Annotated in this window: 25 protein-coding genes, 2 pseudogenes and 1 riboswitch; of the genes and pseudogenes, 19 read left to right on the top strand and 8 right to left on the bottom strand. The window is 35.9% G+C overall.

The features are described 5' to 3' along the window. The first annotated feature begins 3 nt into the window (after positions 1 to 3). Positions 4 to 1887: a vWA domain-containing protein gene (locus FG383_RS01530; RefSeq protein ID WP_142605080.1), complete on the top strand. Its 1884-nt coding sequence runs from the start codon at positions 4 to 6 to the stop codon at positions 1885 to 1887. A gap of 15 nt (positions 1888 to 1902) precedes the next feature. Here the strand turns inward: FG383_RS01530 and FG383_RS01525 are convergent, their stop codons facing one another. The 3 genes from FG383_RS01525 to FG383_RS01515 form a co-directional block, all read right to left on the bottom strand. Then, complete coding sequence (locus FG383_RS01525; RefSeq protein WP_142605079.1) at positions 1903 to 3090, bottom strand: toxic anion resistance protein; 1188 nt, start codon at positions 3088 to 3090, stop codon at positions 1903 to 1905. Beyond that, positions 3062 to 3739, bottom strand: coding sequence for a 5-bromo-4-chloroindolyl phosphate hydrolysis family protein (locus FG383_RS01520; RefSeq protein WP_142605078.1), 678 nt, complete (start codon positions 3737 to 3739; stop codon positions 3062 to 3064). Before FG383_RS01520 ends, FG383_RS01525 begins: the two co-directional genes overlap by 29 nt. A gap of 72 nt (positions 3740 to 3811) precedes the next feature. Beyond that, positions 3812 to 4093, bottom strand: a complete 282-nt coding sequence (locus tag FG383_RS01515) for an acylphosphatase (protein WP_142605077.1) — start codon at positions 4091 to 4093, stop codon at positions 3812 to 3814. A gap of 159 nt (positions 4094 to 4252) precedes the next feature. On the opposite strand from FG383_RS01515, the gene FG383_RS01510 reads away from it, so the two are divergent. The 3 genes and pseudogenes from FG383_RS01510 to FG383_RS01500 all read left to right on the top strand — a co-directional run bounded on the left by FG383_RS01510 (position 4253) and on the right by FG383_RS01500 (position 6525). Continuing rightward, entirely contained in the window at positions 4253 to 4531 is a 279-nt protein-coding gene (locus FG383_RS01510; protein ID WP_142605076.1) for a DUF1033 family protein, read from the top strand. A gap of 191 nt (positions 4532 to 4722) precedes the next feature. Then, a complete protein-coding gene (locus tag FG383_RS01505) occupies positions 4723 to 4923 on the top strand; it encodes a cold-shock protein (protein ID WP_142605075.1) in 201 nt (66 codons plus the stop codon). A gap of 144 nt (positions 4924 to 5067) precedes the next feature. Continuing rightward, a pseudogene (locus FG383_RS01500) lies at positions 5068 to 6525 on the top strand (IS1182 family transposase). A gap of 200 nt (positions 6526 to 6725) precedes the next feature. On the opposite strand, the gene FG383_RS01495 reads toward FG383_RS01500, so the two are convergent. Next, positions 6726 to 7373 (bottom strand): hypothetical protein, encoded by a 648-nt coding sequence (locus FG383_RS01495; protein ID WP_142605074.1) that lies wholly within the window; start codon positions 7371 to 7373, stop codon positions 6726 to 6728. 106 nt (positions 7374 to 7479) lie between these two features. Between FG383_RS01495 and FG383_RS01490 the strand changes: the two genes are divergently transcribed. Continuing rightward, positions 7480 to 7968, top strand: a complete 489-nt coding sequence (locus tag FG383_RS01490; RefSeq protein ID WP_142605073.1) for a YkvA family protein — start codon at positions 7480 to 7482, stop codon at positions 7966 to 7968. Positions 7969 to 7994: 26 nt separating this feature from the next. Here FG383_RS01490 and FG383_RS01485 read toward each other — a convergent pair whose 3' ends face one another. Next, complete coding sequence (locus FG383_RS01485) at positions 7995 to 9599, bottom strand: ABC-F family ATP-binding cassette domain-containing protein (RefSeq protein ID WP_142605072.1); 1605 nt, start codon at positions 9597 to 9599, stop codon at positions 7995 to 7997. A 175-nt stretch (positions 9600 to 9774) separates the two neighbouring features. On the opposite strand from FG383_RS01485, the gene FG383_RS01480 reads away from it, so the two are divergent. Continuing rightward, positions 9775 to 11130, top strand: coding sequence for a sensor domain-containing diguanylate cyclase (locus FG383_RS01480; protein ID WP_142605071.1), 1356 nt, complete (start codon positions 9775 to 9777; stop codon positions 11128 to 11130). Positions 11131 to 11153: 23 nt separating this feature from the next. On the opposite strand, the gene msrA is transcribed toward FG383_RS01480, so the two are convergent. Continuing rightward, positions 11154 to 11669: a peptide-methionine (S)-S-oxide reductase MsrA gene (gene msrA / locus FG383_RS01475; protein ID WP_142605161.1), complete on the bottom strand. Its 516-nt coding sequence runs from the start codon at positions 11667 to 11669 to the stop codon at positions 11154 to 11156. 122 nt (positions 11670 to 11791) lie between these two features. Between msrA and FG383_RS01470 the strand changes: the two genes are divergently transcribed. From FG383_RS01470 to metA, 9 genes and pseudogenes are all read left to right on the top strand, one after another. Further along, positions 11792 to 12733: an LCP family protein gene (locus FG383_RS01470; protein WP_142605070.1), complete on the top strand. Its 942-nt coding sequence runs from the start codon at positions 11792 to 11794 to the stop codon at positions 12731 to 12733. A gap of 392 nt (positions 12734 to 13125) precedes the next feature. Then, entirely contained in the window at positions 13126 to 14322 is a 1197-nt protein-coding gene (locus FG383_RS01465; protein ID WP_142605069.1) for an AI-2E family transporter, read from the top strand. A 5-nt stretch (positions 14323 to 14327) separates the two neighbouring features. Beyond that, entirely contained in the window at positions 14328 to 14723 is a 396-nt protein-coding gene (locus FG383_RS01460) for a sporulation protein (RefSeq protein WP_142605068.1), read from the top strand. Positions 14724 to 15479: 756 nt separating this feature from the next. Beyond that, complete coding sequence (locus tag FG383_RS01455; RefSeq protein WP_142605067.1) at positions 15480 to 15707, top strand: hypothetical protein; 228 nt, start codon at positions 15480 to 15482, stop codon at positions 15705 to 15707. Between the two features lie 67 nt (positions 15708 to 15774). Then, the gene (locus FG383_RS21575; protein ID WP_425467610.1) at positions 15775 to 15906 is read left to right on the top strand and encodes an RAxF-45 family protein; all 132 of its coding nucleotides are present in this window, start codon (positions 15775 to 15777) and stop codon (positions 15904 to 15906) included. A gap of 118 nt (positions 15907 to 16024) precedes the next feature. Next, positions 16025 to 17893 carry a ribosomal protection-like ABC-F family protein gene (gene abc-f / locus FG383_RS01450; RefSeq protein ID WP_142605066.1) on the top strand — a complete coding sequence of 623 codons (1869 nt, stop codon included), beginning with the start codon at positions 16025 to 16027 and terminating at the stop codon, positions 17891 to 17893. After that, positions 17890 to 18414: a 5' nucleotidase, NT5C type gene (locus tag FG383_RS01445; protein WP_142605065.1), complete on the top strand. Its 525-nt coding sequence runs from the start codon at positions 17890 to 17892 to the stop codon at positions 18412 to 18414. The genes abc-f and FG383_RS01445 overlap by 4 nt, the downstream gene beginning before the upstream one ends. 227 nt (positions 18415 to 18641) lie before the next feature. Continuing rightward, positions 18642 to 19500: pseudogene (locus FG383_RS01440) on the top strand (VOC family protein). Positions 19501 to 20395: 895 nt separating this feature from the next. Continuing rightward, positions 20396 to 20504: riboswitch (SAM riboswitch) on the top strand. A gap of 81 nt (positions 20505 to 20585) precedes the next feature. Next, on the top strand, positions 20586 to 21494 hold the full coding sequence (gene metA, locus FG383_RS01435; protein WP_142605064.1) for a homoserine O-acetyltransferase MetA: 909 nt from the start codon (positions 20586 to 20588) through the stop codon (positions 21492 to 21494). A 38-nt stretch (positions 21495 to 21532) separates the two neighbouring features. Here the strand turns inward: metA and FG383_RS01430 are convergent, their stop codons facing one another. Beyond that, entirely contained in the window at positions 21533 to 22465 is a 933-nt protein-coding gene (locus tag FG383_RS01430) for an aldo/keto reductase (RefSeq protein ID WP_142605063.1), read from the bottom strand. A 167-nt stretch (positions 22466 to 22632) separates the two neighbouring features. On the opposite strand from FG383_RS01430, the gene FG383_RS01425 reads away from it, so the two are divergent. The 3 genes from FG383_RS01425 (at position 22633) to FG383_RS01415 (ending at position 24717) form a co-directional block, all read left to right on the top strand. After that, on the top strand, positions 22633 to 23235 hold the full coding sequence (locus tag FG383_RS01425) for a histidine phosphatase family protein (RefSeq protein ID WP_142605160.1): 603 nt from the start codon (positions 22633 to 22635) through the stop codon (positions 23233 to 23235). A gap of 80 nt (positions 23236 to 23315) precedes the next feature. Beyond that, positions 23316 to 23957, top strand: coding sequence for a DUF4652 domain-containing protein (locus FG383_RS01420; protein WP_185907812.1), 642 nt, complete (start codon positions 23316 to 23318; stop codon positions 23955 to 23957). A gap of 97 nt (positions 23958 to 24054) precedes the next feature. Beyond that, entirely contained in the window at positions 24055 to 24717 is a 663-nt protein-coding gene (locus FG383_RS01415; RefSeq protein WP_142605061.1) for an uS7 family ribosomal protein, read from the top strand. A gap of 46 nt (positions 24718 to 24763) precedes the next feature. Here FG383_RS01415 and FG383_RS01410 read toward each other — a convergent pair whose 3' ends face one another. After that, positions 24764 to 24997 (bottom strand): PepSY domain-containing protein, encoded by a 234-nt coding sequence (locus FG383_RS01410; protein WP_246096800.1) that lies wholly within the window; start codon positions 24995 to 24997, stop codon positions 24764 to 24766. Between the two features lie 237 nt (positions 24998 to 25234). Between FG383_RS01410 and FG383_RS01405 the strand changes: the two genes are divergently transcribed. Continuing rightward, a complete protein-coding gene (locus tag FG383_RS01405) occupies positions 25235 to 25777 on the top strand; it encodes an NADPH-dependent FMN reductase (protein ID WP_142605060.1) in 543 nt (180 codons plus the stop codon). Positions 25778 to 25993 lie beyond the last annotated feature (216 nt).

Raw genomic sequence — 25993 nt, 5'->3', positions numbered from 1 at the left:
TAGATGGGCTCTGTTAATCGGTTTATCCAGTTTAATAATGAAACATTAGATGCTCGAAAGTTAATGCACTATGAAAATGTTGCAAAAGCGCTAACAAATAATCATAAGATTCTTGTGAACGAAAGAAAGCTAATCGAATATCATCCGGCGGATCAAACGATCTCATTAAGCGTATTTTGGAGGCACCGTGAAGAAGCAATTATGCATGCTGGCCGGTTATCGGATATTTATTTATTAGCAGAAGGGTTTTGGAAATTATTTGATGTGAGCGCTTGGAAAGCGTTTTCTCTAGAAAAAGAAAAGGATTTTCCAAAGTTGCTCAACCAGCTTTTATTTTGCATAGAAGAATTCCGCTTAATCGAAATGATTCAGAAAAATAGAGTTGGTACTACTAAACACTTTAGGGCAAGAGTTCAAACATATTTAGCTTTTCATAAACAGCAATTACTAGTGAATAGTCAAAAAGGTTTTTTAGCGGATGCATTTCTTAGCTATGTATACATCGGTATGTATGAAGGTACGATGCATGCAAATGGACCGGAAACTTTTCAGTTAGCAAATCAAATCATTCAAAATGTCTATGAAAGTAAAAATACACAAGACTCTATTGACATAGTATATCAACTCTACTATTTATTGAAAGAATATATAAAAGAAGATGCATTACATGAATATTATGCGATTCTTTCGGAGTCTAATTTACCAACAGAAGATTTTCATTATCATCAAGGTGTAAAAGATTCTGAGATGGGCGAGGAAGGACAGAAAGAAACAATTGAAGAAATATTCCGCACTTGGCATCGAGAAAATGAACAAGAAGATGGAGTGCATTTACAATACGAACTAGAGCATGGAAGAGACGGTAAGGCAGATCAACAGCTTGCTTCGGGGGAAGGCGAGGAAGGTCATGATATTACGGAAATTGGCCAAGGGGCTTCAGTAGGTAATAGTAGAGAGGGCCTTGCAACAGAAAGAGATGATGAAAAATCTAGTGCAAAGAAAAAAGCAGGAAAAGCATTTGGAAAAGAACATGCACAAGTAGTGTACGAGGAAAAAAGAATGGACGGATCTCTATCCAGTCTACATAAACTACATCTACAAGTTTTTCGTCAAGATCAAGCACCTTATGTAAAAGCATTCGTGCAAGAGATAAAAAAACGAATGGAACAAAAAAAGATAGATAAGCGACTTAATTTGTCAAAAGGTAGGCTTGGCTCAAAGTTAACTGCACTTTGGACGGAAGAACGACCTAAACCTTTTTATAAAAAAAACGCACCAAGTACACAGTTAAATGCTGTTTTTGGCTTACTGGTTGATGGATCTGCTTCGATGCAGGATAAACTAGAGGAAACTAAAAAAGCAGTTTTGTTGTTTCACGATGTGCTTAGACAGCTTCATATTTCTCATGAGATTGTATTACATTACGAGGATGCATTTGAAGCGTCTGAAACAATGCAGCCAAACACATTTGAGTGGATTCATAAATTAGAAGATGGCGGAAGAGATAGTGGGTTGAACATTTTATCGATGGAAGCCCATGAAGATAATCGGGATGGATTTGCAGTAAGATGGATGGGGAAAAGGTTAGAGAGTAGGCCAGAAACACATAAATTTTTACTCGTTTTTTCCGATGGAGAACCTTCAGCATTTGGCTATGCGCAAAATGGAATTATGGATACCGCAGAAGCCGTTGTAGAGCTTGAGCGAAAGCATATATCTGTACTTCATTTATTTTTGAATGATACAGAAGCAACAGAAGAGCAATTAGATTTGTTCCGATTAATATTCGGAAAGAAAACCGCAGCTGCCGCATCGCTTGAAAAGTTTTCAGACGAGACATTACGCTTGCTTCGTAAAATGCTTCATCATGTTGTGAAAAGTACTTGAAAAAACCGTTCTTCGTTAAGAAGGACGGTTTTTGGATTGGTCGGCTATTAGTAAGAGGCGTTGTTTCAATTCCTCTTCCATGCGTCCAATTTCAATTTCAGCTGCTTTTCGTTTTATTCGGCCATCTGCTTGAATGCGCATCGTTTCTTCGATTGTCTGCAGTAAGTTTTCTTGCGTTTTCTTTAATGTTTCAATTTCAACGATACCACGTTCATTTTCTTTTGCTGTTTCAATACTATTCACTTTTAGCATTTCTGAATTTTTCAGTAATAAATCATTTGTTGTTTTCGTCACTTGCTTTTGTGCTTCTACCGCTTTTTGCTGGCGATTAAGTGTTAATGCAATCGCAATTTGGTTTTTCCAAAGTGGGATAGACGTCATGATGGAAGATTGGATTTTTTCTGCTAGCGTTTGGTTTGTTTGTTGAATCATGCGTATTTGCGGCGCACTTTGAATCGTAATTTGGCGAGACAATTGTAAATCGTACATGCGTTTTTCTAAACGGTCGACAAATTGTGCCATATCATTTACTTCTTGATAAGCCATTTGATCATTCGATTCTTCTGCTTTTCGTCGCATCTCAGGGATGGTGACATTTAGAATTTCTTCTTTTTTTACTTCCGCTGCAGCAATATATACATTTAACGCTTGGAAATACGTTTTGTTTTGATCGTATAATTTATCTAACATATGCACGTCTTCCACTAAACCGCGTTTAGAATGTTCCAGTTGTATGCCGATGCGATCAATTTGCGTACTTAATTTTTGGTATTTTGTCATCATTTCTTGTACAGAACGATTGACTCGATTAAATAATCGTTTGATACCTGATTTTTTTTGTGTTGTCAGTTCTTCCGGATTAATATCAGACAGCTTGTTCATCAGATCACCTAAAATATCACCAACGGGACCGATGTCTTTTTTCTGTACATGATCTAACATCTGATGGGAGAAACGAGATAATTCGGTCTGTGCGTTTGCTCCATATGTCAAAATAGCTTCGTAATTACCAGCAGGTATTTGGTTCGCCAGTTGTCTAGCTTTTTGTTGTTCTGCTTCAGTTAACCGATCAATTAGTTTTGTAGGTGCTGGCTCGTCCGCTGTAGTCACTGCTTGCTGCTTTGTCGTATTTAGTTCAAATGGACTTGCCAATAATTCATCCATTAATAAATCATCACTCATATTGACTTGTTTTTCGCTCATTGTCTGATTCTCCTTCTAAATATAGAGGTTGTTCTTTTTTACGTACGGATAGTTTAGCGAAATCTAGTTCCATTTTGAGATGCTCAATATCAGAAGCTAGTACATCTTTTAGATCGTCCTCCATAATGGAATTCATCGATTCTAATGTTTCACGTGTATCTGCTAAAGCTATTTTTAAATCTTGATTTTTCATCGGTTGTGACACTAAAAGCGTATATTTGGACGTGAGCTCTACAGCAGAATCTAAGTGTGCGTAGAAAAACTTTTCTACTTGATAAAACTTACGTGGATTCTCTTTCACTAAAGAAATAATCCGTTTTGCCAATCTATTCATGTCAAATAATTGTTTGAATGAACTAAAGGATCGTACTTTTAAATAGTGGCTATTCAGCGTTCGAATTTTTGCTTTCGCTTCTTTTAATTGCTTTTGTATATGGAAATATTCAGAGTGAGTAAGTTGGTGTTTTTTCATAATTCTACGATGTTGCATCTTTTTTATACTAAAATTCGACACTAAGTATACGACAATTGCAAGTGCGGAACTTATGAAGTATCCGATGTCGAATGGGAAAAAGAAAACAAACCAGGATATGAACATAATGGGTATATTGATAATATGCCGAATAACCGTATTCATTACTTCAGTCATAATAGGTTACCTCCTTTTATCTACAGTATAATATACGAATGGGAAGGAAGAAGGTTTCATGTTTCGGTAGATTTAGACGACATCGGTTTCCATTTTTGTATATCCTTTTAGATGCTCGAATATTTGGATTGCGAAGGCATTTTCTTTTGACAAAGGAGATACCCCTTTTTGAATAAATTCAATAAATTCATCTAAACGATTTACATCGCCTTCTATATCGATAATAATTTCAAGCTGCTCATTTTGTATACAATACCCTTTTAAACTAAGAGATTGTGCTTTTTGTTTTACTAGAAATCGAAAGCCAACTCCATCTACATCCCCATGCATATGAATATGCGCCCGCTTTTTCAACTTATCTTCTCCTTTATTATTACATAAATTGTGTTAACTATAACTTAACTTATATTACACATATTTTCAATTCATTGACCGTGTAAAAGTCATATGAGTAGACATTTTTTGTCGAGGCAGTACAATATTAGTTAACAATAAATGTTAGAGGCGATGAACATGTTTGAAGTTATTTATATGAAAGCAGATTACGAACCTTGGTGGGCTTTTGAAGGTTGGGAAGAACATATTGTGAAAAAAATGACTTTTGAGCAAGAGGAAGAAGCAATAAATTATTTAAATCAGACATTGGATGAATTTCGAGTCAAGTTCCCAAATGAACAAGCGAAGGGGGATAAGTACTGGGCTTTTTGGTCAATGAAAGAACAATGCTATTGTGAATCATGTGAAGATGAATTACAAATTTATCATGGTCTCATTTGGAACACTCCAAAGTAAACGATTTAGAATTATAAAAAAACTTGTTGACTATATTTATCCAACTGGTATACTTTAGTTAACAATTTAAAGTGAGAAACAGTATTTGTAATTCACATATCCTATGTAGTGATCGATGTGATGTCGGTACTTCATGGAATATGTGAATTTTTGTTTTTCGCATATTGATTAATTTTTTTGGGGGTAATAACATGAAACAAGGCACAGTAAAATGGTTTAACGCGGAAAAAGGATTTGGCTTTATCGAAGTAGAAGGAGAAAACGATGTATTCGTACACTTCTCTGCTATTCAAGGTGAAGGTTTCAAATCACTTGAAGAAGGACAAAAAGTAGAATTTGAAGTTGTAGAAGGTAACCGCGGACCGCAAGCTGCAAACGTAGTTAAACTTTAATAGTTAAAAAGAAGCCCTCTACAATGGAGGAGCCACTGAAAAAGTCCAGATAATTTAACTAAGCGAGGTATTCGACGATTCAATCGTCGAATACCTCGCTTTTTTCATTTATAATAGAATTATTAAATGCAGGTGGTGTTCCAGATGATTTCAAACCAAGAAACGCTCAACTTAAGTCCTTTCATAGCGATTTACGATATCGTCGTCCCAAAAGATAATATGCTCCGTCAGATTAATGAGCTAGTCGATGTTACATTTATATAAGAAGAATTGAAAACAAAATACTGTTTAGCCAATGGACGTAATGCGATTCCTCCGATTCGTATGTTTAAGTATTTATTGTTAAAGGCCATTTTTGATGTTTCAGATATAGATATTGTGGAACGTTCAAAATACGATATGTCCTTTAAATATTTCTTAGATATCGCACCGGAAGACCCAGTTATCGATCCAAGTTCACTTACAAAATTCCGCAGGCTTCGTCTTAAAGACGTAAGCTTATTAGACCTGCTTATTGGGAAAACAGTTGAAATCGCACTTGAAAAGAAAATTATCAAAAGTACAACTATTATTGTAGATGCCACCCATACAAAAGCACGTTATAATCAAAAATCACCGAAAGAATTTTTACAAGAGAAATCCAAAAACGTTCGAAAAACTGTTTATCAATTTGATGAATCAATGAAAGAAAAATTCCCACCGAAAACCACTTCTAACGAAGTAAAAGATGAAGTAGCTTACTGTGAAGAAGTAATCGCAGTCATCGAAAGCGAACCAAAAATCGCCCATATTCCCGCTGTAAAAGAAAAATTAAATGTTTTAAAAGAGGTAGTGGAAGATTACCATGAACAGCTTCACTATTCGGCAGATGATGATGCACGTGTTGGCCATAAAACTGCGGATTCTTCTTTCTTCGGATACAAAACACATATCGCGATGAGCGACGAACGAATCATTACCGCTGCAATTGTGACAACAGGAGAAAAAAGCGATGGGAAATATCTTCAAGAATTGATTGAAAAAAGTACACAGACAGGTATGGAAATTGATACGGTAATTGGGGACGCAGCTTACTCTGAAAAGGCAAATATTGAATACACGAAAGAAAACGAAATGGCGCTCGTCGCAAAGTTGAACCCAATTCTTACGCAAGGCCCACGAAAAGAAGAAGATAAATTTGAGTTTAATAAAGATGCAGGTATGTTTGTTTGTAAAGCAGGTCACCTCGCTACCAGAAAAGCACGCACTGGTAGGAAAGGAACGAACAAAAATCAAAGCCAGACGTATTATTTTGATATCGAAAAGTGCAAAGTCTGCCCGATGCGAGAGGGATGTTATAAAGAAGGCGCAAAAAGTAAAACGTACTCTGTGACGATTAAGTCGGCTGAACACACCGTACAAGAGGTGTTTCAACAGACAACTAAATTTAAAGAAATCGCTAAATCACGCTATAAAATTGAAGCGAAGAATAGCGAATTGAAGCATGGACACGGGTATGATATAGCATCATCTGCGGGTCTATTTGGCATGGAAATACAAGGTGCCACAGAGATGTTTGCGGTCAATCTCAAGCGAATACTCACATTGTTAAGAGAAAAATAATAGAAAAGATCAAAGAAACAGGCAACTTCTTGTTCAAAATCGAACAAGAAGTTGCCTGTTTTTGTTTGAAAAAACGATATGAATTTAAAAACGTAAGTTTTTCAGTGCCCTCGCAATGGAGGAGCTTCTTTTTTTAAAAGATCAGAAAGTATAAACTTTTTTCTTCAGTGTCTAGGCAAACATAGGTGCTTGCACTTTTCTTATGAAACCTCTTCAATTGTAGAAGTAACGATAAATGGTTCTTCGCCTTCTTCCACTATAAATTCGCGTTTAATCTCGCCGAAGTTTTTGGCGAAATATTTTCTTGATATGGACCCTTGATCTATTTTTTCTAACACAATGACATCTTGAAAGGATTGAAGGGTTGTATCTAGTTTTGTTGACGTTGAAGTGATTTTCCAACCATTAAAATCTGTACCAACTACAAATGGTGATTGTAAATATACTTCTATTTCATCCATCGACTCAAGTTCTGTTAAAGTATGATTTTTGATTTCATACGCTTCCCCATTTTGAGCAATTAAGCTAATTTTATCTGGTTGAATAGAGTATATCCTTTCTACAACTGTACCACCATTGTCTTCATAAGTTGCCACATAATCATCATACAAATGCTTTGTTGTTAAGGTGTAAGTTGCGAATTCATTTCCTTCGCCTTTAAAGCGTGCGATCGAGTTATTTGGCATAAAGAAATTGGATAAGTTCACGTTTTCTTCCGCTAGTGTCGATGTATTTTCAGTAGGTGAACTAGGTGTTGTTGTTGTTGTTGTTTCATTCACGTTCTGTTCTTCCGCACCACATGCGATAAGGAACAGTGTTGGGATAAAAATGAGTAGATACTTTTTCACATGGTTACCTCCTCATATATTCGTTATAAATTAGACGGCTGCAGTCGTATTATGTTTCAATTCGTCAAATTTTTGGTATAGTGAAAATAAGGAAGGGGAGATGAACATGGATATTGAATTAAAAAAAGAATTACCTCCTTATGAGGAACAGCGAGATTTTTACGAGAAACTACGATCTAAAATAACAACGTATGTAGATTCGAAAACAGGAAAAAAGGGGAAGGTCACTCCGTATTTGTTATTTGCACCTGATTTGTTCCATTTGTTAGTAAAATCATTATTAGATAATCGAATTGATTCGAAAAGTAAAACAATTATAGGAAGTGGAATACTTTATTTTATTACGCCTATAGACGTATTGCCGGAAGGATTAATTGGACCTGGTGGATTTATTGATGATATTATAGTTGCCACTTTTGTAGTAAATATACTATTGAATAGGTTTTCTCAGGACATAATTGAAGAACATTGGACAGGCGATGAAAAATTATTACATGCCTTGAAGAAAATTGCGGAAACGAGTGATTCCCTACTAGGAAAACTACCGGCTAGTTCACTGCTTGGTCGATTTATTAAAAAGAAGAAAAAAGCGTGAGACCCATTTGTCTCACGCTTTTAATATTATGAAAGTTTTTGTGATTCTTTCCACTCAAGGAATTCATCATAAGTTAATTGTTTATCTAAAATAGAACCGTCTTCACGGATTTCAATCACACGATTAGCGATTGTTTGAATGAACTGATGGTCATGTGATGTAAAGATCATGGCACCTTTAAATGCAGTCAATCCATTATTTAGTGCTTGGATAGATTCCAAATCTAAATGGTTCGTAGGGTCATCTAGTAAAAGTACGTTTGACTCTGAAAGCATCATTTTAGAAAGCATACAACGAACTTTTTCTCCACCTGAAAGTACAGATGGTTTTTTCTTCACTTCTTCACCAGAGAATAGCATACGACCTAGGAATCCACGTAGGAATGTTTCACTTTCATCATCTGGCGAATATTGACGTAACCAGTCTACAAGTGAAGTCTCAGTTCCTTGGAAATATTTTGCATTATCAAGAGGGAAGTATGCACGGGTAGTAGTAACACCCCAGCGGATGGAACCTTCTTGCGCTTCTTCTTCCTCTGCTAACACACGAAGTAATGCAGATTTTGCTAATTCATCTCCAAGAAGAATAATTTTATCTTCTTTATTTAATGTGAAGTTCATTTTAGAGAATAGTTTTTCTCCCTCAAATGTATAGCCTAAATCTTGTACTTGTAAAACGTCATTTCCGATTTCACGTTTCATCGAGAAATTAACATAAGGGTATTTACGAGATGATGGTCTAATATCATCTAACTCAATTTTATCTAACATTTTCTTACGAGAAGTTGCTTGTTTAGATTTAGAAGCATTTGCACTAAATCTAGCGATAAAGGCTTGAAGCTCTTTAATCTTTTCTTCTTTTTTACTGTTTTGATCAGATGCTAACTTCAATGCAAGTTGACTAGACTCATACCAGAAATCATAGTTACCGACATATACTTGAATTTTACTAAAGTCTAAGTCCGCAATATGCGTACATACTTTGTTTAAGAAGTGACGGTCATGGGAAACAACAATTACGGTGTTTTCAAAATTGATTAGGAAATCTTCTAACCATTGAATTGCTTTAATGTCTAAATGGTTGGTAGGCTCATCTAGTAACAGGACATCTGGTTTTCCGAAAAGGGCTTGTGATAGTAACACTTTTACTTTTTCAGAACCAGTTAACTCAGACATTTTCTTTTGGTGCATACTATCAGGAATACCCAATCCTTGTAAAAGGATCGCTGCTTCTGACTCTGCTTCCCAACCGTTTAAGTCTGCGAATTCACCTTCTAGTTCAGCTGCGCGCATTCCATCTTCATCTGAAAAGTCTTCTTTCATGTAAATAGCATTTTTTTCATTCATTACTTCATACAAACGTTTATGCCCCATAACAACTGTCTCTAAAACTGTATACTCTTCATACTCGAAGTGATTTTGTTTTAGAATTGCTAAACGTTCATCTGGATTCATAATGACATTACCTTCTTGTGCCTCTATTTCCCCAGATAAAATCTTGATAAATGTTGACTTTCCTGCTCCATTTGCACCGATTAAACCGTAACAGTTACCTGGTGTAAACTTTATATTTACGTCTTCAAATAATTTTCGATCACCGAAACGAAGACTTACATTACTTACTGCAATCATGCTAGTACCTCCTAAAATTCACAATGCTCTTATTATAGCACGATTAGGGCCAACTAGGTATTTTGAAAGCAAAATAAATACTCGATATTTAGAATAAAAATATTCCGAATAATTAGTTATTTCGTGGAGTTTTAGAGGATTTTATAGTAAAATTGAAATAAAAAAGGATGTCGAGGTGAGTCAATTGAATCATTATTTTCAAGAAGCTTTTCAACAATCAATAAAGACCGGTCCAATTATTTTTATGCATTGGTTTTGGGATGAAAACATGAATCCAATTGACTTTGTTTCGCCAAATGTAGAAGCAGTTTTCGGTTACTCCGTAGAGGAATTGACTTCAGGAAAGACAAGATTAATAGATGTTTTTGTAGAGGAGCATCAAGCCATTTTTATTTCTAATGTGAAAACACATATTGAAAATAAGGATACTTTTTGGTATGAATCCTATGAAATCCATTCAAAAGATAAACAAATAAAATATATTCGAACATATAGTTATATTCAAGAAGAAGACATACTATCCAATATGCGCTCTGTGTACACATATGTGATTGATGAAACGGCATTGTTCCAACAGCTAAATGAAAAAGAACTTTTAGCTACACGCTATCAAGTTGCGATCGAAAATGCGGAAGAAGGCGTATGGGAATGGGATACTGAACTGAATCATGTGTTTTATTCCGATGATTGGAAGAAGATGCTCGGCTATGAATCGAATGAAATCTCGAATACATTTAAAGAATGGGAACAACTTATGCATGAAGACGATTTACAGAACGCAAAAACAACTTTAGAGCAATATATTGCTGGACAATTAGAAAAATATGAGTCGGAGTTTCGAATGCTTCATAAAGATGGTACGTATCGGTGGATTTTGTCACGAGGAAAAATCATTTTCATCCAAGACAAGCATCTAAAGAAAGTAATGATTGGGACGCATGTTGATATTACCGAGCAAAAAAATACAGCAGCACTGCTATTAAAAAGGAATGAGGAGTTAGAAGTTCTGCTGAAACAAATAAAAGAACTTTCTATTACCGATCCGTTAACTTCTTTATATAATAGACGGAAAATTTTAGAAGAACTAGAAGAGGCACAGCAAACAGTAAAATATACAAAGGAATCCTATTCTATTGCGATTATTGATCTGGATTTTTTCAAACGAATTAATGATACGTATGGGCATTCCGTTGGGGATGAAACATTAAAAATGTTTGCAGCATTTATACAAATAAACGTGCGTGGGCAAGATATTGTTGGAAGATGGGGTGGGGAAGAATTTTTTATTATTTTTCCTGAAACGACAGATGTACAAGCTTATGATGTCTTGGAGCGCTTGCAGAAAAACTTTGCCAAAAACCCAATGCTCATAAAGAACCATTCGATTACGATAACATTCTCAGCTGGTATTGCGGGGAGTGGGGTGGACACTTCCGTGGATGAAATGATAAAGCAAGCAGATCGAGCGTTGTATGAGGCAAAAGAATTGGGGAGAAATTTGATTGTAAAATATGCGAAAAAACAGAGCTAGCAATAGTATACTAGCTCTGTTCTTTACTTCCAGTGTGATTGAATGAATTCGTCTCGACCTGATTGTGCTCTGTCTTCTTTATAGTGATCTGGGCTTTTTTTATAAAAATCTTGATGATAATCCTCTGCTTCGTAGAAGGTTTTTGCTTCTCTAATTTCTGTTACGATTGGTTTAGAAAACTTGCCACTTGCTGCTAGTTGTTCTTTCGATTGTTCTGCAGTCTTTCGTTGTTCTTCCGAATGTACAAATATTGCCGATTGGTAGCTTTCTCCGCGATCTTGGAACTGGCCTCCTGCGTCTGTTGGATCAATCTGTTGCCAAAATATTTGGAGTAGCTCATTGTACGGGAAAATAGAAGGGTCGTATTGAATTTCGACTACTTCTAAATGCCCGGATGTACCTTTTTTTACGTCCTCATATGTCGGATTTTCTACATGCCCTCCCATATAGCCCGAAGTTACTTTATGTATGCCATCCCATGAATCAAATGGCTTGACCATGCACCAAAAACAGCCACCCGCGAATGTCGCTTTTTCCATCATTATCATTCCTCCCATTATTGCAACATGAATTTTACCATGAGAAGCTAAAATGTACAAAATTCCGAAACTTAAACGTTGAAAATACGTTATTATATAACATATAAAGGAGCGATTTCATAATGGAAGAAGAACGACAAATACCAACAAGACGTAAGCGGAAAAAACGACTTCGAATAGGACGAGTCCTTACATTATTTCTTGTTTTAGTAATACTATTAGGTGGAATTTACTCGGTTACTCAATATTCTGTCGGATATAAGTCGGCTAATAAAGAAGTGGATTTAACGATTGATTTTGAAGGAGATAAAATACAAGCAGGGGAACGGGAAAATATTTTAGTTCTTGGGGTTGACTCAAGAGGACAAAAACAAGCGCGGTCGGATACGATGATGCTCGTTTCGTGGGATAAGCAAGATAATGACGTGAAAGTCATTTCATTTATGCGGGATATATATGCAGATATTCCCGATTATCAATCCTATAAACTAAACACAGCATATTATCTTGGAGGAGTTCAGTTATTAAAAAATACGATTCAACAAATGTTTGATCTTCCTATTCATCATTATGCGCTAATTGATTTTAGTAGCTTTGAATCGCTTGTAGACATTCTTGCACCGAATGGTGTGCCAGTGAATGTAGAAAAAGATATGTCAGAGAAGATTGGGGTTTCACTCGTCCAAGGACAGCAAAATTTAACAGGTAAAGAACTGCTTGGTTATGCGAGGTTTCGCTCGGATGCTGAAGGTGATTTTGGACGTGTTGCGAGACAACAAATAGTCATGGAAGCATTAAAAAACGAACTACTATCAATAGGGAATTTATCTAATACACCGAAGTTTTTAGGGGCTGCAGAAGGGTATATCGAAACAGATTATTCTAGAGCGGATAAAGCAAAACGTATTGTAGATGCGCTCATTAGCGGAAAACTCGAGATGGAAAAATTAACAATACCTGTAGAAGGAACTTACTCCTTTACTAGTTTTAAACATGCAGGTTCAGTCATTGTAATTAATAAGGAAAAAAATAAACAAGCTATTGATGACTTTTTGAAAAAATAATAATGCTTTAACATTATTCCGCAAAAGTCTCCCGCTTCTATGAGTAGTGAGATGAATGCAAAACATCATACAATTTAGTGTTCTCACAACCTTGGCTGAATATCAAGGAACTTTGGCTAAGGTCGCCGCGTCCTGCGGCAACGCCTAAGTGACCATCATCCTGATGGCCCAAAGCTTCCGGCGGATGTCACAGATTTTTTAGAGGAATTTATCGAGCAAGCTCAGGCCTGCGTGATGCAGGTCAGTTAGTCTTTGTCGCAAGGACGCGACGTTCTTAGACACTAACTTCCTTACTCGATCTGGACGCAAATACGCCGAGGTGTATTTGATTATTTGCCAATCTTCTCATTTGTCCGTAAAATAAACTATATAAGAAAGGGTGTTTGATAAAAGTGGAGCCTGAAAAACCTTCTTTTTTTTCTACAAGATACATAAAATTTTTAGGAGGACGTAATACGTTCTTCACATTTATCGTAATATTATTGATCGGACTAATTATTATGGTATACGGCAAAGTGTCGTTTATCTTTAGTCCATTAACTATATTTCTAGGAAATGTCGTTTTACCTGTTATTCTAGCGGTCATAGCATTTTATTTATTGCGCCCCATATTGCGCTTGATCGAAAAGATAAAAATTCCGAGAGTATGGGGTATTTTAATCATTTTCCTAGCATTAATCGGATTAATTACCTTACTCGTATTTTTAGTTGTTCCATTTTTAAAATCACAGTCTACTAGGTTAGTCGAGGAATTACCTGTTTACCTGATTCAGTTACTGAACTCTTTAGACGGTTTTTTAAGAACCTCGTTTGTTTCAGACTATTATTTACAAATTGAACAAGATGCGATGGAAATGTTGAGAAGCGTTCCTACGGAAGTGGGGAAATTATTTCAAAGTACAATTGCAAGTGTAGCAACTGGCATTACATCTGTTGTCGGAGCGGTAACGAGCTTTGTTCTATCTATCATAATGGTACCATTTATTCTATTTTATTTACTAAAAGATGGAGAAAAGCTTCCGAGATTTGTGATTGGAGTTTTCCCACCACGCATGCGGGATGATTTTCAATCTGTCTTCAAAAGTATTGATAACCAGATCAGTGCTTATATTCAAGGACAAATTTTAGTGTCCATGTGTATTGGGTTTATGATATTTATCGGTTTTACAATCATTGGAATGGATTATGCGTTACTTCTCGGTGTTATTGCTATGGTGACAAGTGTCGTACCTTATTTAGGTCCTGTTATTGCAATAACTCCGGCCGTAATTATTGCACTTGTATCGTCCGATCCATTTATGCTAGTAAAACTTGCGATCGTATGGACTATTGTTCAGTTTGTAGAAGGAAAATTTATTTCTCCACAAATTATGGGGAAATCCCTTCATGTGCATCCAATTACGATTATTTTCGTATTAATTACTTCTGGAGCGTTATTTGGAGTTCCAGGTGTTGTGTTAGGGATTCCAGGGTATGCAATACTGAAAGTAATTGTTTCGCATTTATACACTATATTTAAAAAACGGTATAATAGATTTGAACCGAATTTGGAAAATCAATATGAGCATACAAATAACAAGGTGGATTGAGAGTAATGGCAAAGAAGTTTAAATCTTCAATAGAAGTACAATCGATTAAAATTGAGACAGTCGTAGATCACCCTTTTATTGAGCATGGTATTAATCTTTCTGGTACCATTTATATTGATGGTGTACACGACGATGAATCGATAGAAAATATTAAACTAGAGGTTTTTAAAGTAAGAAACGAGCTTGTTTCCGAAATTATCTCTAAACATTCAATTGAATTAGTTGGATCTGTCGCTTCGAAAGATATGCAAATGATTCCGTTTGAAATCATGCCAGATGAAAGATGGATTCCAGACGAAGCGGAGGAATTCTCCAAATTAATTTTACGAACGACCGTTTTATTTGAGCAAGGCAAAGAATTCAGCGATGAAGATGAAATTTACTTTGATATAGAAGAATAAGGAAAAGTAAGCCCCAGTCAATGTACTGGGGTTTTTTCTTGTTCTTGGAGGGCGGACGCTTTCCGCCGGGTGAGCGATGAATCATCGTCGATGCTGTGCGTTCGCTTGCGAGGGTTCATCTGTCTCACAGAGGAACAAAGGCTAAGAGCGCCCCATCGTGTGGCAACGCCTTCGTGACCAACATCCTGTTGGCCTCGGGTCGAGTCGCCGTCCTTCCGCTACAATTAATGGGGATTTCTTGCTAATTTGGCGTCTGTTGTTATAAATGATGTACATTGCTCAGTTCCCCTCCGCACTATTTAGTACACCTAATTAGAAAATGCTGTCTCTAAATAAATGGATTATTTACTTTGATAAAGTTCGATTGATTCAACCATTTATTGGAATATAGCGTCGTGTTCATCGTCGTCTCACTCCAAGTAAACTTGTTATTTTAAGAATTGATTGCTCTCATCAGCAATTTGGTTGCTTTCCAAATAGAATTGATTGCTTTCAATGACCAATCTGTTGCTTTTAACCATTTTTTGGATGAACTCACATGAAAAATTGTATAATATTTGGTTTTAGCGAGTCAGTACAGATAAGCAAGCAATTTCTCCTTTAATTTTGCTGCAGGTGGCTCATCGCTCATCCCGCTAAAAAGCGTCCGCTTGCAGTAAAAATACCAGTGGTCACTTCTTTACAATGGTCGTTTATTCATTTTTGTATAAAGCTGTTAAATTAGTGCATTCTAACGAAAAAGTAGGAGGAAAATAAATGAACAAAAGAATTTCCATAGTGTTACTCGTTTCAATGCTTATGCTATCTGCGTGTGGTTCCAATCGCGATTCAAACGATCCTGCAAATCCTGAAACGCAAATGGATAGCCGTGAAAAAAATATTCCGAACACCGGAAATGAAGAGGTCAACAAAGAAAATGATCTTGGTATACCGGACACTGGTGACGATATGAATGATCCAACTTTTGAAAAACCAACTGAATAATCCATTGAATTATTAGAAAAATCGTGATAATATTAAATTAACTATATCGAACGGAGGTGAAGAAAGAATGAAAAACGCTGTGAATGCACATAGATTTATATTGGAATTTTTATCCACATCTTGTGCGATTACTCATGAAATTGCTGAAAACGGGATTAGTCTGTCCATTTTTAGCAAATTAAATGAATTTCACAGCTGATAAAGTCATTCTTTCTGAACCATGTACACATGGAAAAGACTGCTTTTCAGGCAGTCTTTTTTTGTGCAGAAAAATGCTTCCAGCTGAATTGAATCTAATTGAAAAGGAAGCGAATTATATGATATGTACAATACAAGAAATTAGTAAAATGCTCGGAGGAAATACAATTTTTGAAAATCTTTCTCTTTCTATTAAAACGGGAGATAGACTTGGTATTGTTGGGCGAAACGGGACCGGAAAGACAACCTTATTCAAGTTGATTGCTCGAATTGAAGATATGGACAAAGGAAGTATCCATTTTAAAAAAGGAACGAAGATTGGTTATTTGGCGCAAATACCTATCTATTCTGAAGAAATCACGGGTTATGATGTGTTAAATAGTGCTTTTCAGACATTAAACGAATTGCAAAAGAAAATGAAAGAACTTGAGGAGAAGTTGTCTACCTCAAATCCAGAAGATATGGAAAAAATACTACAAACTTATGGAGACGTTCAAGAAGAGTTTACAAACCTAGGTGGTTATGTAATGGAATCTGAACTAGATAAAGTGATTCAAGGACTTCAGTTATCTAATTTTGTTTCGCAATCTTTTTCAAGTTTAAGTGGTGGAGAACAGACGAAGATCATGCTAGGTAAACTTTTACTGACGAAGCCTGATTTATTGTTACTCGATGAACCGACGAATCATTTAGATTTATTTGCAGTCGAATGGCTAGAGGAATATTTAGTCACTTATGCTGGCACAGTTGTTATCATTTCGCATGACCGTTACTTTTTAGACCAAGTCGTAACAAAAGTGGCAGATTTAGAGGAAGGCGAACTAACACTTTATCACGGGAATTATTCTTCCTTTATCGTTGAAAAAGAAGAGAGATTGATGCGTGAGTTTCAGGAATATGAGGAACAACAAAAAAAGATAAAGAAAATGAGAGAAGCGATTAAACGGTTAAAAATATGGGCAAATGAAGCGGTTCCTCCTAACGCCGGTTTACATCGTCAAGCAAGAAATATGGAGCGAGCGCTGGAACGGATGGAAAAAGTAAGAAAACCGCTAGTTGATCCGAAAAAAATGAACCTGTCTTTTGAAGCTGCTCCGAGGAGCGGAAAAGAAGTGGTCGTGATGGAAGAAGTATGCAAATCATTCGACGCAAAATTGCTACTTCAAGATGCGAATTTACATGTTTATTGGAAGGACCGTATAGCAATTGTCGGACGGAATGGCACTGGAAAATCCACGATACTAAACTTACTTCGTGGAGAAATTCCGGTGGATAAAGGGGCTGCACGGCTTGGTAGTAATGTCCGAGTAGGATTTTTATCGCAGCATTTTCATATAGCAGATCCGAAAGCTCGACTGATCGATGTGTTTCGAAGTGAAGTAAATGTCTTCGAAGGGGATGCGCGTCACATATTAGCAAAATTTATGTTCTACGGACCCGATGTGTTTAAACGAGTAAGTGATTTAAGCGGGGGAGAACGCATGCGTCTGCGCCTTGCTCAGTTAATGCATCAGGATATAAACTTATTGATGCTAGATGAACCGACCAACCATCTTGATATAGATTCTAGAGAAGTATTGGAAGATGCAATGGAAGACTTCCAAGGAACGATACTGGCTGTCTCTCACGATCGATACTTTTTAAATAAATTATTCCCTAGAACCGCGTGGCTAGATCAAGGAGAGCTAACCACGTTTGAAGGTCCATATGAGTGGGCTCGTGCAAAATGGGAGGAGTTACAAGCGACCAATCCACCTACTAAAATAATGGAAATAAAGGAAACAGCAAAACTAACTCAAACAAAGATAAAACAAGACCAACCAGTTGAAGAGCAAATTGCTGCATTAGAATTAGAAATCGAAAAAATAGTTAGTCAAATAGAGTTGGAAAACGATTGGGAGAATTATGAGCGATTATTAGAAACTAAAAAGCAACAAGAGCAGCAATTAGAGAAATTATTGGAGAAATGGATGGAGAATGACGATTGAAACGTATTGCAATTGATATGGATGAAGTAATTTCGGCTTTTAGTTTAAAATGTCTGCAGCTATTTAATGCAGAATACAATTCAAACTATACGGTAGATCATCTTCATGGAAAACTATTAGCGGAGTTAGATCATCGTTTTAACGATAAAGTGAATGTTTATTTAGCAGAGGAATCTTTTTTTCAGGGTCTTGATGTTATTGAAGGAAGTCAAGATGCATTACGACGACTAAATGAGCAATATGAAATTTTCATAGTTACTGCGGCTATGGAATTTCCTGCGTCGCTCGCACCTAAGTATCAATGGTTAAAAAAACACTTTCCTTTCTTGAATGAAAAACATTTCGTTTTTTGTGGAGATAAAAGTATCATTCGAGCAGATTACTTAATTGATGATACGCCTTTAAATTTAGAAAACTTTGAAGGTGAAGGTTTATTATTTTCTGCACCACATAATATGAATAATACTTCCTATGTCCGATTAAATAACTGGAAAGAAGTAGAACAATATTTTAAAGACTAAAGGTACTGAAGGACACTCGGAGAAATTTTATTTCAAATGACGATTTGAACAAATTGTAAAGCCCTTTTGAATAGAGCATCCTCTATTCGAAAGGGTTTTGTTTGTGTTGTTAAATTTGTTAAACTATTGCAATTCAATTATCCTCATGCTAATCTATAATAAACATACAGAATAACTAGGGATTAAATTAAATTTCTTGTACATAAAAGAAAATGAGGAGAGATTTTATGACTGAACTAGTGAATGCAACGGCTAAAAAAGCTCCATATGTCATTCATCCAAAGACACAAATTGGGCATGTTGTTCTAAAAGTGAGGGACTTAAAGAGACAAGTAGCTTTTTATGAAGATGTTGTAGGCTTACAAGTAATTGAACAAGACGAAACAAAAGCATCGTTAGCAGGAAAAGGAAGCGATAAGGCGATATTAATTCTAGAAAAGATAGCAGATCAGCTCCAGCCATCNTAAAAAGACACTAGATAGTCCAGAAGAACAAGAAACTCGATTTACTCATTTTGAACGGTTTATTCCAATTGCTCGCTTAGATAGTGCAAGTGATCATGGCTATAGTGAGGCATTTTATTTATATGATATTGAAGGAAATGGCATTGAAATTTATGCTGATCGCCTAAAAGAAGATTGGGTGAAATACCCGGGAGGAAGTAATCCGTTAAATTTAAAAGAACTAGCTAATTTAGCTGATTTCGATACAGATGGAAGAATACCTGCTACAACAACAATTGGCCATGTGCATTTGCGTGTTGCAAATGTGGAAGAATCTTTAAAGTTTTATGTGGAAATCGTAGGATTTGAAAAACAAACCGTGTTAGATTCTGTATTTTTTGTTTCAGCGGGTGGATATCATCATCATGTAGCGGGGAACGTTTGGGCGGGGGAAAACAATCCTCATCCTCCGGTAAATGCAACTGGTTTAAAAGAATACACAATCTTACTTTCAACTAAAGAAGCATTGGAAGAATTGAAACACCAGTTTCAACAACATAATTACGAAGTACATGTGCAAGAAAAAGGCTTTTCTACTAAAGACCCAAGTGGGAATGGAATCGTTTTTGAAATACAAAAATAATATTAGCCTAAATGAAAATCTTCCTAGTTTTGGGAGGTTTTTTTTGATACTTGACGAAAGTAAAAAATTTATACTTATGGATAAATTTTTCAACTAACAACTAAATTTCTCACTCATCCCAATTGAAATTAATCACTTTTTTGTGGGAAAAATATCCTTTTCCAACTAACGACACGATTATTCCAACTAAATGAAACAAAATTCCAACTAAACCAGTCATTTTTCCAACTAAGCCCTTCAAAATTCCAACTAAGCCCTTCAAAATTCCAACTAAGCCCTTCAAAATTCCAACTAAACAAATCTTCCAAGAAAAATACACAAAAAAGGACTAAAACCAAGACAGTTTTAGTCCCTTTTCACATGCACAGGTGCTAGTTCTTTGGAAATAGTGACCTGACTATTGAAACTGGTCGTTTTTTGTGTAGGAAAATTACCCGTTTAAAAATTCTGAAGCATAAGCGTAACAACAGCATCTATTAGGACGGTTTCTCACGTTCAATCTTTTATTGGATTTTATTCACAGAAAATATTTTCTTAGATTGAATCTAGTACAGTGACACCGATTAACTAGCAATTATCGAAGATTGCGAGGAAATGGCGATTACTCCAGCTGGGTGATGGTTCATCGCTTATTCGGCGGAAATCCTAGTGGTAACTTCTTTTTGACGCATTATTCCTAATCTGTAAGTCATCCCATGCATCGTTTCCCTTTGCTATATTGTGGCACATGCTAAATCTGAATAGAGTCACCGTTGAATGTAGAAAAAATATGAATAAAGACCTTGCTAGTAGAATATCTATTTAGAATGATCTTTTTATTAAAAATTTCAAATGTTGCATAAATGTTTTGCTCATGATAGTATTTACTAGATTATATAAATAAACCAATTTAATATTCTTATCAAGAGAAGCAGAGGGACATGGCCCTGTGAAGCTTCAGCAACCTCTGACATTGTCAGAAAGGTGCTAACTCCTACAAGATTTTTGATCTTGAGAGATAAGAACTGAGAGCTATCAATACACCCTCTTTTCTTATCCATGAGAAAAGAGGGTTTTTATGTTACATAGAAAGGAAGAGGAAGAAGATGCCGATTAATGTACCAAAACAGTTGCCAGCAACGGAATTATTAAAAAAAGAAAAAATATTCGTGATGGATGAAGAACGTGCTACTGGTCAAGATATCCGTCCTATGAATATCATTATTTTAAACCTAATGCCTGAAAAAGAGAAAACAGAGCTACAACTATTAAGACTATTAGGTAATACACCACTACAAGTAAATGTTACTTTTATGAATACAGCGTCACATGAATCTAAAAATGTGAGTAAAACGCATTTAGATACGTTTTACACAACGTTCGAAGAGATCAAACACCGTAAATACGATGGAATGATTATTACTGGAGCTCCAATTGAGCATCTGCCGTTTGAGGATGTGAATTATTGGGATGAAATGACGAAAATTATGGATTGGACAAAAACGAATGTCACGTCTGTTTTACATATTTGTTGGGGAGCACAAGCTGCTTTATACCATCATTATGGAATCGGTAAATACGAACTACCACAGAAATGCTTCGGAGTGTTTACTCATCGTTTATCCGATTTGACGGTTAATCTCGTACGTGGATTTAACGATGTTTTTAACGCTCCTGTATCTCGTTATACATCCGTTTCTTATGGAGAAATTAAAAACGATTCAAGACTAAATATACTTTCCTTATCTGACGATGCCGGCGTTTTTCTTGTCATTTCCAAAGATGAAAAACATATTATGGTTACTGGCCATTTAGAATATGATGCAACCACTTTAGCTGATGAATATAACCGTGATCTGGATAAAGGAATTGATATCGAAGTACCGGTAAATTATTTCCCTAATGATGACCCGTCTGAAGAACCATTAAATACGTGGCGTTCCCATACGCACTTATTATTTTCCAACTGGCTAAACTATTATGTATACCAAGAAACACCTTACGAATGGGAATAAACAAAAGCACAGAGCTACTGTTCGCTCTGTGCTAGTTTTTATTGAAAGATCCGATCAATTTCTGCAATTTCATCAGGTGAAAGCGGTACATCTAACGTTTTAAGATTATCTAATACTTGCTCCGGTTTTTTTGCTCCAGGAATGATTACGTCGATTGCTTCCTGTGCTAAATACCATGCAAGTACAATATTAGAAATTCCAACGTTTCTTTCGCCTGCTATTTGTCGTAGTTGCTCAACTTTTTCCAGGTTTCGAACAAATGCTTCCCCTTGGAATAATGGATTTTTAGAACGCCCATCTTCAAATGTACTATTTTTATCAAATTTTCCCGTTAATAAGCCAGATGCGAGTGGAAAATAAGGAATAAAGGAGATTTTATGTTCCAGCGTATATGGCATGAAATCATCTTCAGCATTTCGGTTTAGTAAGTTGTAACCGGATTGAAGAACATCAATATACCCATCTTGGTTACCTTCTTTTAATTGATCTAGTGTAAAGTTCGATACACCAATGGCACGTATTTTTCCTTCTTCTTTTAATCGGTGAAGTGCACCAATTGCTTCTTCTTTTGGTGTGCTTTCATCCGGGTAATGTATATAGAATAAATCAATATAGTCCGTCTGAAGCAGTCTCAAACTATTTTCCACTGTATCTCTTAAAAACTTAGGAGAGTTGTCTACTAAAACTTGTCCATCTACTAATTTATGCGCACCTTTTGAAGCCAAGACAATTTCTTGACGGTTCTTACTTTCTTTTAATACTTCTCCAATTAACTCTTCCGATCTCCCTTGACCATAAATGAAGGCAGTATCCAAAAAGTCAATTCCATTATTAATTGCTGTGCGAACGATTTCTTTTCCAGTCTCATCATTTAAATTAGGGAAAAGATTATGTCCTCCTACTGCATTTGTACCTAATCCCACTGGATTTACGAATAATCCTGTTTTACCGATTTCTACTTTAGCTACCATACTAGTAAACACAACTCCTTTTTCTGAATAGTTACACGATAATCATATCAATATTAAAACATATGCTCAAAGCAATGTGTCCTAATTTAACAGATTAAAGGAATTTTTCTTCTCTATGACGAATAATATTATGTATGAACACTAAAAGATTAGGAGCTAATATCTTGATTACAAATTTATATTTCGTTAGACATGCACATTCTATCTATTCACCAGACGAGCTTAACAGACCACTGTCAGAACGTGGGATGGAAGACGCAAAGTTAACTACTAATCTCTTGAAAGTGTTGCAAATCGATCAAGTCATTTCAAGTCCATATAAAAGAGCCGTTCAAACTGTCGAAGGAATCGCAGAATTGATCGGAAAAGAAATAGAATTGATAGATGATTTCCGGGAACGTACGCTTTCAGAACATCCAGTAGCGGACTTTAACGAAGCTATTTCTAAAGTATGGGCAGATTTCGATTTTTCTTTGGAAGGCGGAGAGTCTAATAATATTGCCCAAAAAAGAGGAGTAGAGGCAACCCTCCAAGTTTTGGATAAGTACGAAGGTCAAAACATCGTTATTGGCACGCACGGCAACATACAAGTGTTAATTATGAATTATTTTGATCCGCAATACGATGTTCACTTCTGGGAGCAGCTTGCAATGCCAGACATCTATAAACTTACTTTTAACGAAAAGAATCTAGTGCAAGTTAGAAGAATAAATATACATGAAGTGAAAGTATCGAACATTGGCTATACAATATATAAATCAGCTGATTAAACTTGTATAGACCATTAAAGAGAAGGGTTGAATGTTATTAAAGGTGCAAATGAAGCAAAATGAGCGGAGGGTACTTATCCATGAATGAGACTACACAACTGCTGAAGCGAAAAATTAGGAATAAAACGATACTTGCTTTTTTTAGTTTACTTGCTATTAGTATTTTTATAACGCCTTCCGTTTTTAGTAAAGAAAAAGAAAATACCCCTTCCCAATTCCAAGCGAAGGTAGAAAAAAATTATGAAGCTAACTTTCATTCCGAATGGAAAAAGTCTTTGGATGGTTCACAACAAGCGACCATCGAAGGAAAAGGAGAATCGGCATTAGAAGAAGGCGAAGCGGTTATAGTCATCGAAAACATCAAATCGAAAAAAACAACTATTTATAAGTTGAAAAATAACGAATTAAGTCAATATACCCCTAAATATATAGAATGGATTGATGAAAATCGCTTGTTCGTCATCATTGGGTATGCTTATGGTACGGTTACGACAGGTGGGAAACTGTACGAGCTAAATATAAAGGACAACTCCGTTACCCCGGTTATCGAAGATTTGCTAGAAAACGAAGAAATCATGGCAGTTAAAGTCAATAAAAATGATACATTCACCTATAAAAAACATGTGTATGACAGTGATAACTATGATTACAGCGAAAGTCACGTAGAAGAAATAAGTATTCCACTTCCTAAAAGTAAAGGTGCAATGGTACGAAACAAGTAATCCATCTTTGAGTTAGCGCTCAGATGGCTTGCTTTTTCAAAAATCAATGGCATACACATGAGGTTCTTTAAAAAGAGGAGAAACGGGGAGAGATAAGATGAAACTTGCATGCTTGCACGCACATCATTCAAATATTGACTATATAGAAAGTACCTTAGCGCACTATAAAATCGAATTAATGCATTTTGTTGATCCAGGTCTCATGAACAGAGTAACACATGATGAGAGCTTCCAACCGTTAGATGCGAGGAAGAAAGTAAAAGAACAAATAGAATGGATAGCAAAGTGCAATGTCGATGCTATCCTCATAACTTGTACAAACTATATTGCGCTATTAAACGAGGAAGATCTTTCTTTCCCTATTCCAATTATTAAAATAGACGAACCTTTTTTTGAAGAAATTTGCCAAATAGCCGAACCACAAGTAATCCTTTTTACAAATCCAGCTACAGTAAAAGGTACAATGAACCGACTAAATGCTTATGCGGAAGCCAAACAAAAAACTTTAAATATGGAAGTTATTGTGATTGATAGTACATTTGAATTGTTGATGCAGGGGCTAAATGATGAATACAACCAATTAATCTCTAGCTACATACGTAAAATCATGCATGATGGAAAAAAAGTAATCTCCGTCGCACAATTATCGATGGTGAACGCTGCTAAGCAGATTGAGCGCGAGACTTCTAAAATGATTATCAATCCATTGGATACATTGAGCTCTTTTATTAAATATCCGTTATATGTCGTAAAAAAGTAATCCATTTAGGGAGGAAAGACCTAATGGATTACTTTTTTTATAGAAATTATCTATTAAAGAACATACTGCTTTCCTGGTCAATGTCGACAATAACACCTGTTTTTGCATTTACGTCCACTTGATATACTCTACCTTCCGCTGTCGAAATGAATACTTCATACACTAATAGTCCATTTTCCATTTCCAAATCCACATGGATAACTTGCCCTGGCACTTGTTTTCGAGCATTTTGCATTGCTTGTTCAATTGTAATTCGCTGTCCATTCATAGGGTTTACCAATGAAAAAAATCCTCCTCTTCTATCCTATATCATTCTACTGTATGTAGGCGAACGAACATCGGTTACCTTGTAGAATCGAATTAAAAACAGGAATATTTCCATTTCTAAGCAGATAATTTTTGAAATGAAGGGACATCGTATAAAATAAAAATGTTGTTTGATGTTTCATCCTGATCAAATGAAGCATCATATTTTATACTAAAATTTTTGTCAATTAGACCCCAGGAGGAAACACACATGAAAGTAGTAGCAATCGTCGGAAGTATTCGTAAGGATTCATACAATTTAAAATTAGCACAGCATGTACAAAAGCGTTATGCGGGTCAATTTGATCTTGAAATATTAAGCTTACGTGATTTACCAATGTATGATCAAGATATCGAACTAGAAGCACCACAAACTGTCCTTGATTTCAAAGCTAAAGTAAAAGAAGCGGATGCGGTACTTTGGGTAACACCAGAATACAATTCAACGATTCCGGGTGTGCTAGGTAACGCTATTGACTGGATGAGCCGTGTGGATAAAGTGATGAACGGTAAACCATCGATCATCATGGGTGCTTCCATGGGCGTTTTAGGTACTGCAAAAGCACAAATGCACTTACGCGATATTTTATTTGCAAGTGGCTTAAACTCACCATTGTTACCAATGAACGAAGTATACGTTGGCGCTGCACATACGAAATTTGATACAGATGGTAATATGACAGACGAAGCTACAATAAAATTTTTAGATGTAGTGATCGAAAATTTCCAAGCATGGATGAAGCAATACGTATAATGAACATGCTCCCTTATACAACAAGTGTATAAGGGAGTTTTTTTATGCCAACTTTATCTGGTGACCGCTGAGCCATCCCCGCCGCTTGCAGCGAAAATGAAGGATAATTACTTACTTATTCAGTATCGACTTGCTAACAACAAAATCTTATACAGTTTTTCGACTGTGTAAATCCAATAAATGGCTTAGAGCAACAAACCAATCATTGAAAGCAAC

Source organism: Psychrobacillus soli (genome assembly GCF_006861775.1).
GTDB lineage: Bacteria > Bacillota > Bacilli > Bacillales_A > Planococcaceae > Psychrobacillus > Psychrobacillus soli.
Note: the sequence above shows the minus strand (reverse complement) of the source record. Positions and strands in the feature narration are given on the sequence as shown.

Excerpts from the sequence above, each read along its gene's own strand:
- FG383_RS01530 (WP_142605080.1), top strand. The coding sequence starts at position 4 with ATGGGCTCTGTTAATCGGTTTATCCAGTTTAATAATGAAACATTAGAT.
- FG383_RS01525 (WP_142605079.1), bottom strand. The coding sequence starts at position 3,090 with ATGAGCGAAAAACAAGTCAATATGAGTGATGATTTATTAATGGATGAA.
- FG383_RS01520 (WP_142605078.1), bottom strand. The coding sequence starts at position 3,739 with ATGACTGAAGTAATGAATACGGTTATTCGGCATATTATCAATATACCC.
- FG383_RS01510 (WP_142605076.1), top strand. The coding sequence starts at position 4,253 with ATGTTTGAAGTTATTTATATGAAAGCAGATTACGAACCTTGGTGGGCT.
- FG383_RS01505 (WP_142605075.1), top strand. The coding sequence starts at position 4,723 with ATGAAACAAGGCACAGTAAAATGGTTTAACGCGGAAAAAGGATTTGGC.
- FG383_RS01490 (WP_142605073.1), top strand. The coding sequence starts at position 7,480 with ATGGATATTGAATTAAAAAAAGAATTACCTCCTTATGAGGAACAGCGA.
- FG383_RS01485 (WP_142605072.1), bottom strand. The coding sequence starts at position 9,599 with ATGATTGCAGTAAGTAATGTAAGTCTTCGTTTCGGTGATCGAAAATTA.
- msrA (WP_142605161.1), bottom strand. The coding sequence starts at position 11,669 with ATGGAAAAAGCGACATTCGCGGGTGGCTGTTTTTGGTGCATGGTCAAG.
- FG383_RS01470 (WP_142605070.1), top strand. The coding sequence starts at position 11,792 with ATGGAAGAAGAACGACAAATACCAACAAGACGTAAGCGGAAAAAACGA.
- FG383_RS01460 (WP_142605068.1), top strand. The coding sequence starts at position 14,328 with ATGGCAAAGAAGTTTAAATCTTCAATAGAAGTACAATCGATTAAAATT.
- FG383_RS01455 (WP_142605067.1), top strand. The coding sequence starts at position 15,480 with ATGAACAAAAGAATTTCCATAGTGTTACTCGTTTCAATGCTTATGCTA.
- FG383_RS21575 (WP_425467610.1), top strand. The coding sequence starts at position 15,775 with ATGAAAAACGCTGTGAATGCACATAGATTTATATTGGAATTTTTATCC.
- abc-f (WP_142605066.1), top strand. The coding sequence starts at position 16,025 with ATGATATGTACAATACAAGAAATTAGTAAAATGCTCGGAGGAAATACA.
- metA (WP_142605064.1), top strand. The coding sequence starts at position 20,586 with ATGCCGATTAATGTACCAAAACAGTTGCCAGCAACGGAATTATTAAAA.
- FG383_RS01430 (WP_142605063.1), bottom strand. The coding sequence starts at position 22,465 with ATGGTAGCTAAAGTAGAAATCGGTAAAACAGGATTATTCGTAAATCCA.
- FG383_RS01420 (WP_185907812.1), top strand. The coding sequence starts at position 23,316 with ATGAATGAGACTACACAACTGCTGAAGCGAAAAATTAGGAATAAAACG.
- FG383_RS01415 (WP_142605061.1), top strand. The coding sequence starts at position 24,055 with ATGAAACTTGCATGCTTGCACGCACATCATTCAAATATTGACTATATA.
- FG383_RS01405 (WP_142605060.1), top strand. The coding sequence starts at position 25,235 with ATGAAAGTAGTAGCAATCGTCGGAAGTATTCGTAAGGATTCATACAAT.